The sequence below is a fragment of the Enterobacter cloacae complex sp. IR5384 genome (genome assembly GCF_049237265.1).
Classification (GTDB): Bacteria; Pseudomonadota; Gammaproteobacteria; order Enterobacterales; family Enterobacteriaceae; genus Enterobacter; species Enterobacter cloacae.
Window position 1 is genome coordinate 207,954 of record NZ_JBMKHJ010000005.1, and the last position, 13,909, is coordinate 221,862.

The window sequence follows — 13,909 nt, forward strand, 5'->3', positions numbered from 1 at the left end:
ATCAGCATCTCTTATTAAACTTAGTGGTCTTTTTATCTAACACAACATCACCTTTAATCTTATATTCCTCGACACCTAAATCATTTTTCCTGAATTCCACACGACTTTCATCAATATCGAAGTCGATATAATTCCTAGCGTGATTTTGTTTTATTTTAAATTTTTCTGCTGCATCAGCCATGCTTAAAGGCTTGCCTTTAGCTCTTGTGGCAAAAACAGCATTCTGATCCCCAGCCTTGATTACCATACTGTTTTTTATACCAGTAAAACCTTGATTACTTGTATAGTGCCTTAATCGAATGACATCCAGGCCTAATGGGTCAATCCAAATGAGAGGATTCGGCGCATACTGATAAAGGTTCCACCCACCATTCAACCCAATCGGATCCTGCACAATAAACCGCCCGACCTGCGGGTCGTAGTAGCGGAACAGGTTATAGTGCAGCCCCGTCTCACCGTCAGCGTACTGCCCGGCATAGCGAAGCGGTTGATGCGCCATCGCTGTGCAATTTACAACCCTTGAGAACCCTTCGCTCTGATGGCGTACCTCGCCAAAGCTGCCATACTGGCCGCTCCAGCGTATCGCACCACGTTCGTCGGTCACCTCCAGCGGCGCGCCGTTCAGGTCGGTGTTGAACCAGTAAATCTCACCGCTGCTCTGGTCTCGGAGATGATCCACCCGCGCCAGCGGGCTCCAGGCTTCATTTGGGTCATAAATATATGTACTGCACAGCCCGGTTTGCTGCTGCTCCTGCAACAGGCGGTAGCCCTGCCACAGGAAGCGCGTTTCGGTGGTGCCGTGCGCGGTAGTGACGATTTTGCGGGTACGGCGGCCCAGCGCGTCGTAGTGATAGCGCGCCTCAAACCGCCCTTCCGGCCCGGTTCCGCGGGCGGATACCAGCCGGTTCTCGGCGTCATACGCATAATGCTGTTCATACAGCCCGTTGCGGCGGCTGACCAGGTTGCCCCAGTGGTCGTATTTCATAAACAGCGCCTGCCAGTGCTGCAGGCGGTTATCCGTGACCGGTACCGCATCATCATTGGCGGCGAGGTTATCCGCGGCGTCATAGCTGAACTGCGCGCGGCTGTGCCCCTGTCGGGCCTCGTAGTGCTTCAGCAGACGCCCTTCGGCGTCGTAGCCGTAATCCACCTCACCGCGCAGGGTGTCGCTGACACCAGAAAGCTCACCGCGTGCGGTGTAGCGATACAGGCGTTCCAGTATCGCCTGCTCCGGCAGGGTCACCTCCGTACTCAGCTCACTGCGCTGCAGGGTACGTCTGCCAAGGCTGTCATACTGGCGTAACTGCTCGCGCGCGCCCTGGGTGCGGCGCACCTCGCGGTGCAGGCGGTCGCGGGTGAACTCGGTCACCAGCTGCTGCCCAAAGCGGATGGCGCTGACGTGGCCGGAGCCATAGTGCAGCCAGGCCAGCTTTTGCTCGCCGGGCAGCGTCAGGCCGGTCAGGTTGCTCAGGGCATCCCATTCATAGCCCACTGCGCCGTTAATGCCGGATTCGCTCAGCACGCGCCCGGCGGCATCATGGCGGTATGCAATCTCATCGCTTTCGATACCCAGGGCAACGCCTTCGGCTGTTGGGGTGCGACGGATGCGGGTGATCTGGCCGCTCAGGTCGCGGACGTAGCGGTACTCCGCGTGGCGCTGAGTTCGCCCGATCAGCAGCCCGCTGTCGTCATAGCTGAACTGCTGGACGCGACGGGCGATGCCGCCGTCGGCGGCAGGTCGGCCGTTTTCTTCGAGCGCGCAGAGGAACCCTCGCGCATCCCATTCCATATGGCGCACGGTCTCGTCCGGGCGCGTTTCGCTGAGCGGGCGGCCCACGGCGTCATAGGTGAAGCGGTATTCCGCCCCGTTGCCGTTATCGAGTCGCAGCAGGTTACCGCGCGGGTCGTAGCGCCACTGGCGCACGCGGCCAATACGGTCGGTAAGGCTGACCGGGAGGCCGAGCGCGTTATAGGCCCAGCGCACCTCGCTTTCCAGCGGGTCGCGCCAGCCCGTGAGCTGGCCGCGTTCGTTCCACACCAGCGACTCGCGGCTGCCGTCCGGATGGATCACGGCACTCAGCAGCCCGGCGTTGTTCCACTCCCGACGCGTGATATTCCCTTCCGCATCCTCGCTGGCAATCAGCTGCCCGAAACGGTCGTAACTGAAACGGGTCACGCTGCCGGAGCAATCGGTGCGCTGCGTCAGCAGCCCCTGGATGTTCCAGACCAGACGTACCACGCCGCCGAGGGCATCAGTGATGCTCTCCGGCAGGTTCTCTTCCTCATCGGGATAGTGATACGCGGTGGCGTTACCGGCCGGATCCGTTTCCGACAGCAGACGACCGCGAAGGTCGTACATCGCCTGCGATGAAGTACCGTCCGGGTAGACCGTCCGGGTGATGCGATCGGTCAGACGATACCAGTAATATTCTGTGCGACGGCCTGCCGGGTCCGTCTCACTGGTCATGCGGCCATACTTATCCCAGGTACTGCAGCGCATCGCACCGCCGGGCAGAATGACATCGCTGAGCTCGCCGTCGCGGTAGACAAACGTCGTCTGTCGACCGTCGTAATCCGTGAAGCGCGCGACGTTGTCGTCGTCGTCAATCAGCCAGTGCGCCTGCGCACCATCATCACGAATGGCGCGACGGATGCCGTTTTCAAAATCGTATTCAAACGTCAGCTGTTCGCCGCCGCTGTGGCGGAAACCGACCACGCGCGGCAGACCATCAATCTCCCGCCAGCGGTATTCGCTCAGCAGGCCATTGGCGTCCTCGTGGGCGCTCATCAGCCCGTCCTGCCAGCGGAAGCGTCGGCGCACGCTACCGCCCCGGCCGGTCACACAGACCAGCTGGCGCTGTTCATCATAAGCGTAACTGACCAGGCAAATCTCGTCATCCAGCCAGGCGCTGGCGAGCCTGTCACGGTCGTAGCGGCAGACCACGCGCTGGCCCGCGCTGTCGGTCAGGGCATGCAGGGTATTATCCGCATTCCACTCGAAGAGGATATCGTTGCCGCAGGGTTCTGAGATGCGCTGAAGCAGTGACGGTGCGTCATCCTGCAGCGGCGCATAGTGCCAGCGCTCGCCGCTGACGTCATACACCGACCAGCTGTCGTCATGGTGATGTTCAAGCCAGTTTTTTTCGCTCTCGCAGTAGGTGCGCATCCCTTTCGGCACGTTCGGGAAGGCAACGTAATCGCCGGACGGCGCACGCCACACCAGCCCGTCCTGATAGGGCTCCAGGCGGCTTTCCCAGAACAGGCTCCAGCCGCGGCCCAGCACGCTGTCACCGGGGTTGCCGCTGCGCCAGTAGCGCTGCCAGCGCACCGGCAAGCGCGACGGCAGAACGAAATCGAGCTCATCATCCCCGCTGAGAAACTTCTGTCCGCTGACGATATCCACCGGACGGGCGATGATCCCCGCGGCCGCTACGCCGGTCATCAGCGTGCCGGCGCGGCAGGCGATACGGGCCAGCTTATTGATCCCAGGGATTTTGCCCAGCAGCTTAGAGAGCGCCCCGACTTTGCCGGCCGCACCGCCCCACCCGCCGAGAAGCCCGGCGAACAGCAAAGTAAGATCGGAGACTTTATAGAGCCACTCGGGCACTTCAGACTGAATGGGCAGGGTTTGCTGCGGATCGCCGCCGATGAAGACGTTGTCCGAGCCGGTCATCACCTTCGCGTCGCAGGTGGTGCGATCCCCGATGCGGGACGCAGGCTGGCTGTTAATGGAGACGCGCTTGGAGCCTTCGGCCATCTGCTGCGAGCCGTCGTCCGAGCACTTCACCGCGCTGTCCGTCGCGATGGCGGCGGGTTTGCTGTTGATAAACACATTGGGCGAGCCGGAGGTGATGACGCCTTTCTTCGTCATACTGGATGCCCCGGCGTCGGCGATACTGTCCCGGGCGGCGGTCGCCAGCTCCCCGGTGTAATACCCCACGGCCAGGCTTGCGCCGACGAGCAGCACACCCACGCCAAGGCAGGATGCGCCGAGACCGGCAATGAACATCGCCCCCGCCAGAATGCCCCCGGCGGCGGCAATCAGGCCACCGACAATCGTTCCGGCAATCATCCCGGCCAGCGCACCGGAGTGGCCGATATCATCACCAACGCGTGCAGCTTCAAACATAACGACTATCCCTGGTGTTAATGGTGGAAGCGAAAGCTCCTGAGAAGATCGCCGAACAGCGCGCAGTCCGTATCGCCCAGCGTACGGGTGCAGGTCATGGTGAACACCAGAATGTTATCGCCCTCGGCATTAAACACGGCCTGCTGCTGCCAGATGCGTTTCCCGTCGCGCAGATAGCTGGCGTGGACAATTTCACCCTGCAAAAGGCCGTCGCCGAGCGTTGCGGCACTGCGTTCACCCTGCTTCCAGCCCTTGAGATGTTTTTCCATCAGGGCGAGCTGGCGATCGATATACGCGGCAAGCGCTTCGCCGGGGTTGAGGGTATCGCGGGAGATGTTGAATGCTGGCGCATCCGCTGCAGGCGGCGCGAAGACATTGACGGTACGATCCTGATAGCCCTCAGGAAAAGCGATCATTCCTTCATTAAACAGGCACTGCGAAGATGGTTCTGACATTGAGCGGGTCCCACCACATTTTTTCAGAAGCGGTAAGTTTCGCATATGTGTTTAAGGCTGACTATCCCCAGATTATTGTCCCACCGCCACGCTCGCCGACAGGCCCGCCACCAGCTCAACCCCCTTCGGTAAGGTGTCGATATGAATGCGCACCGGCACGCGCTGCGCCAGCCGCACCCAGCTGAAGGTGGGCTCCACGTCGGGCAGACCCAGCCCGCCGGTCTCGTCATTGTTATCGCCAATCCCATGACCGATGCTCTCCACGTGCCCCGTGAGGACAGGGTCATAACCCATCAGCGGCAAGTGCGCCATGATAATTGGCCGCCGCGACGACGCTTAACGTCAGCGTATAGCGAGCCAGTAAAGAGAGCAGTGATTTCATGACTATAACCTTCTCTTACGAAACGTAGTTTCACTTAGATTTAATACTTGTTGTGCATGTGGTCATTGTTTGTAAAATGACCGCAGGGATTATTTCCATATAAAGTAGAGGGATTTATGCAGCAATACACCAACGAGATCACGCCTGAAATCCGAGAATCCTCCTCACAGGAACACTACGACGAAGATTTTTTAGCAAGCTGTGACAGCAAGACACGTGAAGAGCTTGAGGATTTTAATAAACAAGTTAGTCGCCCATTAGCCTCCATTTTCCGATTCGCTGTAGTGGGAAGCATCACCCGCAACGGGGGAGTGATCCGCAATGCTTCGGCAGGCAGTCCAACTGGTGGGTATAAGATGGCGCGGGTTGGAGATAGAGTTGTTTACGCTGACGGCAGTGAAGCCACTATTATTTCCGGTGCAGGTGTAGCGCGTTTAATGCAAGGCGCATCTGCGGCACTGGTTGGCAGTATGCTCGATAACGGAGAAGAAATAATCTCAACACCACAGTCCAGCGGCAGACTGGTATTTCGTGAAGGTGACACATTCCCGAAAGGATTCTTAACCATGCCAGGGAGTAAGCACTGATGGGCGTTAAGGGGTACTTTTTATTCAGGGGCGATAAGACAGTATGCGGCGGTAGGATTATTGAAGGATGGAGTGATCATCAGTTTTTCGGTAGAGACATGTCCTGTGAAGGTCATCAAGTGACCTGTGGTAAATATCCAGGTCGTTACCGTATCTGTGGCGGGCTTGATACCGACTATATACATGGTAAAAGGATCGCCGGAACGCTGCACAGCTATAGCTCCTGTCCCTGCAAATCGAAATTCGTTCCTTCAAACTTTGACGATGGTTACGAACTTGGTGGAGAAGAAACAGTAACACACACTGATCTGTCTCACCCCTTAGGGATTCCTGTACTCCCAGAACCGATTGAATCAGAACCGGAACAACACGCCCAGACAGCGAAGAAGAAAACAGGCATAGACGCTGGTTTTGCCGTTCTCCCCTATGGCGGCACTACAGAAGCCTGGCAACGTCTGCTATTCACCGAAAACCCGCCAGCGGGAGCAAAGGAACTATTCGCTACGCTGAACGGCCCCGATGAAAAATACAAAGCTGGTTCGATTATGCTTCTGGTTGATCCTGAAAAGCAGGACGAGGAACAGATTGCCCACATGAAAGCCGCGAAAGCGAGGGTTGATGCAGCGTTAGAACCACTGACTATCCAGGAAGCTAACTTTCTTCATAAGAACAAAGACACCATTGATCTGTTTACTTCACGTGCCAGTACGACAGCCGGGGTTGCTTCAGATGCTGCTGGTAAATACTTTGAGAAGATCGAAAATGTTTTGACCAGGATTCAGCAAGCGTACAAAAATCAGTACATTACCAGTGGATCACTGATCAGCGAACAGTTCTATGTGCAGAGGCGGCAGCTATTCGGTGAACTTGATAGCATTCTCACTGATTTCACCCGTCACAAACTCGCCTTGCAAGACTACCCGGACATCAAGCGAGCATTAGGACTATCGACCAGTTCTATCACTCACCGCTGGAATCAAACGGGGGTTGCTGACATTGAAGGCTACGCCACCTTCATGGAGAACGCAGCAAAATACGTGAAGATGATGAAAGCAGTTGGCTATGTCGGTATTGCTCTCGATGGCGCTAACAGGCTGGACAAAGTTTATGAAGCCTGCACCGTTGGGAGCGATTGTGAAAAAGCGGCATTTACTCAGGTCGGCGGATTCAGTGTTGGTACTGCTGCGGGTATTTACACATCCTCAGCAGTGTATAGTGGAGCCACTGCGGCATGTGCGGTAGTGCTCGGCGCGTTAACTGTAGAAGTCGGAGCCGTTGGCGCGTTAGCATGTGGCGTAATAGTTTCTGGAGCCGTTGGGTATGGTGTCGGTGAAGTTGGCAGCAACGTTGGGGAGTTTGCAGGAGAGAAAATTTATGAGGTTGTTAAATAAATGTTCACTCTATCTGATCTGATTATCTGCGGATTCGCGGGGTTAAGCCTCTGCTGTGGTATCGCGGTCGCGTTCCTCTCATTTCTCAACAAAAAGCGCTTCTCCGCGATCTGCACGCTGTATAAAGAAAAGTTTGGTTCTCTCCCTGCCGGATCGATTATCTTCGATAATGCCGATTCTATAGGGTTTAGCTCAGGTTACGCAGCGAAGATCAACTTTATCGTGAACCCTTTGATCTTTGGTAAAAGCTCAGTTGACAGTACAAATGATGATGTTGCATTCATCAAAGACTTGCCACCTCACCTCAAAAACTGGTTTATCGTCGAGTATGCTTTCTCCGCTTTAGGATTGGTATCAATCGTTATCGCCGGAGCAGTGTTGTATTTTCGATAGCATCCCTTTAAGCAAAAATACAGGAAAAAATTGATTTTAAATATATTTTTATTTTATTTGCGCGCCTGATGCAGCGCGAGACCGGGCTGAGCTTTGGGCGATGGCGGCAGCAGCTGCACCTGATTATCGCCCTGCAGGAGCTGGCGAGCGGTGCCCCGGTGCAGAATGTGGCGACAAAACTCGGGTATGAATCCGTGAATGCGTTTATCACCATGTTTCGCAAAGCGATGGGCACCACGCCCGCGCACTACTTTGCCGAACGGAAAAACAGCGGCCGTTAGCCCGGCCCCTCGCTCCCCGCCGCCAGCAGCGGCACTATCACATCGCTGATGGGCACCGGAATACCGTGCGCGCGGCCATAGCGCTGGATCACGCCGTTGCGGATATCCCACTCCAGTGGGCGGTTGGCCTGACGGTCGGCAAGGATCGAGGTGCCTAAATCGGCCGGGGCGCGCTGGAAATTCGCCAGGATCTCCTGCGCAACGTCATCATTGAGCGCTGCCCCCTCGGCACGGGCGACAGCAAGGCCTTCGCGCAGATACGCCAGCCCCAGCGCGCTGATATCCTCGCGCGAAAACATCCCGGCACGACGGTTGGCCAGCACCATCAGCCCGGCCACCGCGTTTTGCAGCAGCTTGCGCCAGGCGACAGTGGCGAAATCAGCCGACAGCTCAACCGCACAGCGTGTGCCCTGCAACGCGTCTACCACCCGTTTTGCCTGCGGAACGTCCGGCAGCGTCAGGCGCGGTTTGGCGCGCAGCCAGACGGAGGCATCCGGCTCACGCTGCGCCGGGAACCAGACCACCGACGGCAGCACCGTTGCGCCATTAACCCACGGCTCCAACTGAGCTTTCTGCTCCACGCCGTTTTGCAGGGCGCAGACCACTGTGTTTTCATCGCACAGGGTGCGCAGCCACCCGGCGCTGTCGGCGTTCTGCGTCGTTTTTACCGCCACAAAAACCAGATCGGCGGGACGCGTGACGACGGACGGGTCGGTTAATACCGGACCCGGCACGACCGTTTCACCTTCGTCGTCGCGCAGACGCAGTTCAGGATGTGCGGTGCGTCCGCACAACTGCGGCGTGCGGCCAGCGTCATGTAGCACCGCGGCGATAGTGGTACCAATTGCACCAGGACCAATCAGCGCAATCACTGGATTGTCAGACATGGTTAACTCCCCTTTTCGCTAAGCCTGCTAACAGTTATACCACTGTAAAAAGTGAGCGCCACGTCGTTGTCTATACTCAACACACGACAGACAACGGAGTGCGCCATGCCTTTACCCGATTTCAAATCCTCTGAACCCTATACCCTTGGCATCGAACTCGAGCTGCAGGTGGTTAACCCACCGGGATACGATCTGAGCCAGGACTCTTCCGCGCTTATCGCCGCCGTTAAAGACGACATCAAAGGCGGTGAAGTTAAACACGATATCACCGAAAGCATGCTTGAGATTGCCACCGGCGTGTGCCAGAACATCGATCAGGCGGCGGCACAGTTCTCCATGATGCAGCAGAGCATTTTGCGGGCGGCGGCGGAGCAGCATATTCAGATCTGCGGCGGCGGGACGCATCCGTTCCAGAAGTGGCAGCGGCAGGAGGTGTGCGATGACGAGCGCTACAACATCACGCTGGAGCGCTTTGGCTATCTGATTTTACAGGCGACGGTGTTTGGCCAGCACGTGCATGTCGGGTGCCGGACCGGCGATGACGCAATTTATCTGCTGCATGGCCTGTCACGCTTTGTCCCGCACTTTATCGCCCTGGCCGCCGCATCACCCTACATGCAGGGCACGGACACAAAGTTTGCCTCCTCACGACTCAATATCTTTTCCGGGTTCCCAGATAACGGGCAGATGCCGTGGGTCAACAACTGGCAGGAGTTCGAGGGGCTGTTTCGCCGCCTGAGCTCAACCAGCATGATCGACAGCATTAAAGATCTGCACTGGGACATCCGCCCCAGCCCACATTTTGGCACCGTTGAGGTGCGGGTGATGGATACGCCGCTGACGCTCGGCCATGCGATCAATATCGCCGGGCTGATCCAGGCGACATCCCACTGGCTGCTGACCACCCGGCCGTATAAGCATCAGGAGAGAGATTTTCTGCTGTATCGCTTTAACCGTTTTCAGGCGTGTCGCTACGGGCTTGAGGGCATACTGACGGACGTGCATACCGGCGAGCATAAGACGGTGGCGGAAGATCTTGCCTGGCTGCTGGAGCAGGTTGCGCCATCGGCCGAGAAACTCGGCGCGACGAGCGCGATTAAGGAACTTGCCCTGCTGTTAAAGCAGGGCAAGAGCGAGGCGCAGCGCATGCGGGACTTTATCGCCGACGGCGGCTCGCTTATTTCTCTGGTTCAGAAGCACTGCGAGCTGTGGGCGACGAGTCCGTAAGGCCGTGCCCCCACTCGCGCAGGCGCTGGAACAGCACAAACAGTGCGGGGATGAACAGGATCCCCACCACGGTCGCCACCAGCATACCGCTGAATACCGTAGTACCAATGATGCGACGGCTTTGGGCACCCGCCCCGGTCGCCAGCATCATTGGCAGGACGCCAATGATGAACGATACCGCCGTCATCATTACCGCACGGAAGCGGCGTGATGCTCCCTCGCGAGCCGCATCGACAATTGCTATCCCCTCCATGCGCCGCGCGCGGGCAAACTCGACGATAAGGATCGCGTTCTTGGCAGCAAGGGCTATCAGCAACACCAGGCCAATCTGCACATACACGTCGTTGGCGTAGCCGGCTATCCACAGCCAGACCAGCGCCCCGCCGATGGCGAACAGCACCGAGAGCATTACGCTCGCCGGAAGCGTCCAGCTCTCGTACTGGGCGACGAGGAACAGCCACGCCATCACCACCGCCGCCAGCACGATCCAGATTGCCTGATTGCCGGTCTGCTGCTCCTGGTACGACATGCCGCTCCAGGCGTAGTCGTACCCGGCGGGCAGGCTCTGCGCCAGAATGTCGCCCATCGCCGCCATCGCAGTGCTGCTGCTCACCCCTTCCGCCGCGGAACCGCTCACCGACACCGACGGAAACTGGTTGTACTGCTGCAGGAACGGCGCACCAACGGTGGGCGTGATGGTCACGAGATTACTCAGGCGCACCCGCTCACCGTTGTTGCTGCGCACAAACAGCTCGCTGATTTGCCCGGCGCGCTCGCGCCACTGCATCTCATTTTGCATCACCACATGGTAGACGCGGTTGTTGACGCTGAAATCGCCGGCACGCGTGCCGCCAAATGCGGTTTGCAGGCTGCTGAAGATGCGTGACACCGGTACGTCGAGACGCGCCGCACGCTCGCGATCAACGATCAGCGTCAGCTGCGGCACGTTGCTGCTCCAGGTGGTGAATACGCGGCTCAACTGCGGATGCTGGTTGGCTTTCACCAGCACCTCGCGGGTGATGCGCTCCAGCTCCGCCGGGCTCTGCCCCGCCTGCGCCTGAATACGCAGGTCGAAGCCGGAAGCATTGCCCAGCCCCGGCAGCGTCGGCGGGGCAAAGGTCATGATGGTTGCTTCCGGCAGCGCCAGCAGCTGGCGCTGAAGGGTACCCATCACTTCATCCAGCGGCGGACGCTCGCTCCAGTCCTTCAGCATGATGGAGATAAACCCGCCGTTGGAGGCGCTGGTGCCGTTGAGGATGTTAAACCCGGAGACCTGAATCACGTCTTCCACCGCCGGATGTTTAGCAATTAATTCGCGTGCCGTAGCCATCACCGCCTCGGTGCGCTCCAGCGAGGCCGCTTCCGGCAACTGAACGCTGGCGAAGAAGTAGCCCTGATCTTCCTGCGGCAGGAAACCTTTAGGCATCGACATAAAGCTGAACACCACCACAGCCGCCGCGCCTGCGGTGGCCAGCAGTGCCAGCCACGGACGAAGGGTGAATATACTCACCATGCGGGAGTAGAGGCTACGCGTGGCCTCCAGCCCCCGGTTGAAGCCGCGGAAAATCGCCGCGGGCTGCGCCGGACGCGGACGCAGCAGCAGCGCACACAGCGCGGGTGTCAGCGTTAGCGCCACCAGGCTTGAGAGCGTTACGGCGGTGGAGAGCGTGACCGCAAACTGGCGGTACAGCTCGCCGACAATCCCCGGCAGCAGCGCCACCGGCACGAATACCGCCAGCAGCACCAGCGTCGTCGCGATCACCGGCCCGGCAATCTGGCGCAGCGCCAGCCCGGTCGCCGCCGTCCGGCTCTGCCCTTCCGCCATCAGCGTTTCGACGCTCTCGACCACCACGATGGCGTCATCCACCACCATGGTCAGCGCCAGAATAATGGCGAACAGGCTGAGCGTGTTGGCGGAATAGCCAAGCGTGTAAAGCACCGCAAAGGTGCCCACCAGCGACACCGGAATGGCAAGGGCGACAATCAGCGTGGCGCGCCAGCTCTGCAGAAACAGGGAAACGACCACCACCACCGCCAGCATCGTCAGCGCCAGGGAGACGCCAATCTCTTTAATGGTGGCAGCCACGAAGGTGGTGGTGTCGAATTTCACCTCATAAACCAGGTCGTCCGGGAAGCGCGTCGAGAGACGCTCCAGCTCTGCACGCACCGCCCCGGCGACGCGCAGGGCGTTAGCAGACGGAGTGGGGTAAATACCAAGGTAGGCGGAGTCATGTCCGTTCAACTGCGCGCCGGAGCTGTAGCTGCGCGAGCCAAGTTCGATGGTGGCAACGTCCTGCAGGCGTACCAGTTGCCCCATCTCGCCCGCGCGGATGATGATGTTGGCAAACTCTTCTGCCTGGTTTAAGCGCCCCAGCCCGTTGATGGTCAGGGTCTGCTGCTGGCCGTTAAAGACCGGTGGTGTACCGACCTGGCCTGCCGCGCCCTGCACGTTCTGCTCGCGCAGCGCCTGCGCCACGTCGTCGGTGGTGACGTTGAGCGCGTTCATGCGATCGGGCCGCAGCCAGATGCGCATGCTGTAGTCGCGCGCGCCAAACATCTGCACCTGCCCGACGCCGGGCAAACGGGACAGCGCCTCGCGCACCTGAGTGCTGGCGTAGTTGCTGACAAACAGCGGCGTGTGGGTGTTTTCCGGTGAGTAAAGACTTACCCCCATCATCAGGTTGGTGGCGCGCTTGCGCACCTGCACGCCGTTTTGCTGTGCCTCGGCCGGTAGCTGTGCCGTGGCCTGCGACACGCGGTTTTGCACGTCGATGGCGGCCAGATCCGGGTCTGTCCCGGCAGCAAACGTGATGTTCAGACTGTAAGTGCCTTCATCCGAACTGGTGGACTCCATATACAGCATGTGGTCCACGCCGTTAAGCTGGGTCTCCAGCGGCGTGGCGATGGCCTCGGCCACGTCAGCCGCGCTGGCCCCCGGCCATGACGCTGACACATTCACGACCGGCGGCGTGATCTGCGGATACTGCTCCACCGGGATCAGCTTCAGCGCGATAGCCCCCAACAGGGTAATGACCAGCGCAATCACCATCGCAAAGCGCGGGCGTTTGATGAAAAACGTCAGCATGATGGCTCCTTAATTCAGTATCTGGACGGCAGCGCCGGGCTGAACACGCTGCACGCCGTCAGCGATCGCTCGCTCACCAGGCTGTACGCCAGAGGCGATCTGGAACTGCTGCCCGATCTGTCCGGCGACCGTCAGCGGACGTTTTTCCGCCTTGCCGTCGGCGTTTACCACCCAGGCGAAGAAACCGTCGTCATTCTGCTGTACGGCAGCGGCGGGCAGCGTCATAACCGGCGTTGCGCTGGCGGGCCGCAGAAAAACATTCACATTGCCGCCAGGCAGCAGCTGATGGCGTGGATTGGCGAATTCGGCGCGCAGCATCACGCTGGCGGTGCGCGGGTCGATACGGTTGTCCACCGACGTCAGCTCGCCGACGATACGCTGACCGTTGTTGTCAATTAACGCCTGCCAGGCCTGCTTCATGGCGCGGAGATCGTTATGCTTGCCGACTTTAGCAGCAAACGCGCCCTCTTCCAGCGCAAAAGCGATGCGGATCGGATCCAGCTGCACCACATCCACCAGTACGCCGCTTGCGGGGTTGACCAGGCTGCCGACGTGGAAGTTGCTGTGCCCCACGCGCCCGGCAATCGGTGACGTGATGCGCGTGTACCCCAGCGTCACGTCGCGGGTTTCCAGCCGGGCTTTCGCCTGCTCCAGCGCGGCGCGGGCGACATCGCGCTGCATACGGGCGTTATCCACATCGTGGCGGCTGATGGCGTTGTTGTTGCCCAGGCTTTCAAAACGGGAGAGCTGCTGCTGCGCCTGCCGCAGCGTCGCTTCAGCGCTCGTCACCTCGGCCTGAGCCAGACGCACGGCAGCACGCGGCTCGGCATCATCCAGTTCGAACAGCACGTCGCCTTTTTTCACATATTGCCCGTCGCGGAAGTTGATTTTGGTTATCACGCCTTCCGTGCGTGCGCGCAACTCAACGGTGTGAATCGCCTCGATGCGGCCCGGGATCTGGCGCTCAGCAGCGTGGGTAGTTTGTTCCACGGTGGCAACGCGAACAGGAATGGCGGCGGCAAAGGCAGGTGGCAGGGTGAAGGTAAGCAGTGCGAACAGGAGTGGGAATTTCATGGGAGTACCTCAGGGTTG

General features: G+C 59.1%; 9 protein-coding genes and 2 pseudogenes. 5 read left to right on the plus strand and 6 right to left on the minus strand.

All coding sequences use genetic code 11. The features are described 5' to 3' along the window. Nucleotide 1 precedes the first annotated feature (1 nt). The 3 genes and pseudogenes from ACOTX3_RS07155 to ACOTX3_RS07165 form a co-directional block, all read right to left on the minus strand. Complete coding sequence (locus ACOTX3_RS07155; RefSeq protein WP_127869197.1) at nt 2–4,129, minus strand: RHS repeat-associated core domain-containing protein; 4,128 nt, start codon at nt 4,127–4,129, stop codon at nt 2–4. Between the two features lie 17 nt (nt 4,130–4,146). After that, nucleotides 4,147–4,584 (minus strand): DcrB-related protein, encoded by a 438-nt coding sequence (locus tag ACOTX3_RS07160; RefSeq protein WP_038981063.1) that lies wholly within the window; start codon nt 4,582–4,584, stop codon nt 4,147–4,149. 72 nt (nt 4,585–4,656) lie between these two features. After that, nucleotides 4,657–4,893, minus strand: a pseudogene (locus tag ACOTX3_RS07165) (efflux transporter periplasmic adaptor subunit); the annotation flags it as partial. Nucleotides 4,894–5,082: 189 nt separating this feature from the next. Between ACOTX3_RS07165 and ACOTX3_RS07170 the strand changes: the two are divergent. The 4 genes and pseudogenes from ACOTX3_RS07170 to ACOTX3_RS07185 all read left to right on the plus strand — a co-directional run. Next, on the plus strand, nt 5,083–5,553 hold the full coding sequence (locus tag ACOTX3_RS07170) for a PAAR domain-containing protein (RefSeq protein WP_013097668.1): 471 nt from the start codon (nt 5,083–5,085) through the stop codon (nt 5,551–5,553). Beyond that, nucleotides 5,553–6,944, plus strand: a complete 1,392-nt coding sequence (locus ACOTX3_RS07175) for a PAAR domain-containing protein (RefSeq protein ID WP_013097669.1) — start codon at nt 5,553–5,555, stop codon at nt 6,942–6,944. Before ACOTX3_RS07170 ends, ACOTX3_RS07175 begins: the two co-directional genes overlap by 1 nt. Further along, on the plus strand, nt 6,945–7,337 hold the full coding sequence (locus tag ACOTX3_RS07180) for a hypothetical protein (protein ID WP_013097670.1): 393 nt from the start codon (nt 6,945–6,947) through the stop codon (nt 7,335–7,337). Between the two features lie 59 nt (nt 7,338–7,396). Next, nucleotides 7,397–7,618 (plus strand): annotated as a pseudogene (locus tag ACOTX3_RS07185) (helix-turn-helix domain-containing protein); the annotation flags it as partial. Here ACOTX3_RS07185 and ACOTX3_RS07190 read toward each other — a convergent pair. Continuing rightward, nucleotides 7,615–8,505: an oxidoreductase gene (locus ACOTX3_RS07190; protein ID WP_013097672.1), complete on the minus strand. Its 891-nt coding sequence runs from the start codon at nt 8,503–8,505 to the stop codon at nt 7,615–7,617. The pseudogene ACOTX3_RS07185 and the gene ACOTX3_RS07190 sit on opposite strands and share 4 nt — an antisense overlap. Nucleotides 8,506–8,610: 105 nt before the next feature. On the opposite strand from ACOTX3_RS07190, the gene ACOTX3_RS07195 reads away from it, so the two are divergent. Beyond that, the gene (locus tag ACOTX3_RS07195; RefSeq protein WP_013097673.1) at nt 8,611–9,732 is read left to right on the plus strand and encodes a YbdK family carboxylate-amine ligase; all 1,122 of its coding nucleotides are present in this window, start codon (nt 8,611–8,613) and stop codon (nt 9,730–9,732) included. Here the strand turns inward: ACOTX3_RS07195 and ACOTX3_RS07200 are convergent. Together ACOTX3_RS07200 and ACOTX3_RS07205 are read right to left on the minus strand one after the other, a co-directional pair. Next, nucleotides 9,683–12,817 carry an efflux RND transporter permease subunit gene (locus ACOTX3_RS07200; RefSeq protein WP_058678314.1) on the minus strand — a complete coding sequence of 1,045 codons (3,135 nt, stop codon included), beginning with the start codon at nt 12,815–12,817 and terminating at the stop codon, nt 9,683–9,685. The two genes, ACOTX3_RS07195 and ACOTX3_RS07200, sit on opposite strands and share 50 nt — an antisense overlap. Nucleotides 12,818–12,826: 9 nt before the next feature. Next, nucleotides 12,827–13,891: an efflux RND transporter periplasmic adaptor subunit gene (locus tag ACOTX3_RS07205; protein WP_058678313.1), complete on the minus strand. Its 1,065-nt coding sequence runs from the start codon at nt 13,889–13,891 to the stop codon at nt 12,827–12,829. Nucleotides 13,892–13,909: the final 18 nt, after the last annotated feature.

Coding starts and splice junctions, on each gene's coding strand:
- ACOTX3_RS07155 (WP_127869197.1), bottom strand. CDS start 4,129: ATGTTTGAAGCTGCACGCGTTGGTGATGATATCGGCCACTCCGGTGCG.
- ACOTX3_RS07160 (WP_038981063.1), bottom strand. CDS start 4,584: ATGTCAGAACCATCTTCGCAGTGCCTGTTTAATGAAGGAATGATCGCT.
- ACOTX3_RS07170 (WP_013097668.1), top strand. CDS start 5,083: ATGCAGCAATACACCAACGAGATCACGCCTGAAATCCGAGAATCCTCC.
- ACOTX3_RS07175 (WP_013097669.1), top strand. CDS start 5,553: ATGGGCGTTAAGGGGTACTTTTTATTCAGGGGCGATAAGACAGTATGC.
- ACOTX3_RS07180 (WP_013097670.1), top strand. CDS start 6,945: ATGTTCACTCTATCTGATCTGATTATCTGCGGATTCGCGGGGTTAAGC.
- ACOTX3_RS07190 (WP_013097672.1), bottom strand. CDS start 8,505: ATGTCTGACAATCCAGTGATTGCGCTGATTGGTCCTGGTGCAATTGGT.
- ACOTX3_RS07195 (WP_013097673.1), top strand. CDS start 8,611: ATGCCTTTACCCGATTTCAAATCCTCTGAACCCTATACCCTTGGCATC.
- ACOTX3_RS07200 (WP_058678314.1), bottom strand. CDS start 12,817: ATGCTGACGTTTTTCATCAAACGCCCGCGCTTTGCGATGGTGATTGCG.
- ACOTX3_RS07205 (WP_058678313.1), bottom strand. CDS start 13,891: ATGAAATTCCCACTCCTGTTCGCACTGCTTACCTTCACCCTGCCACCT.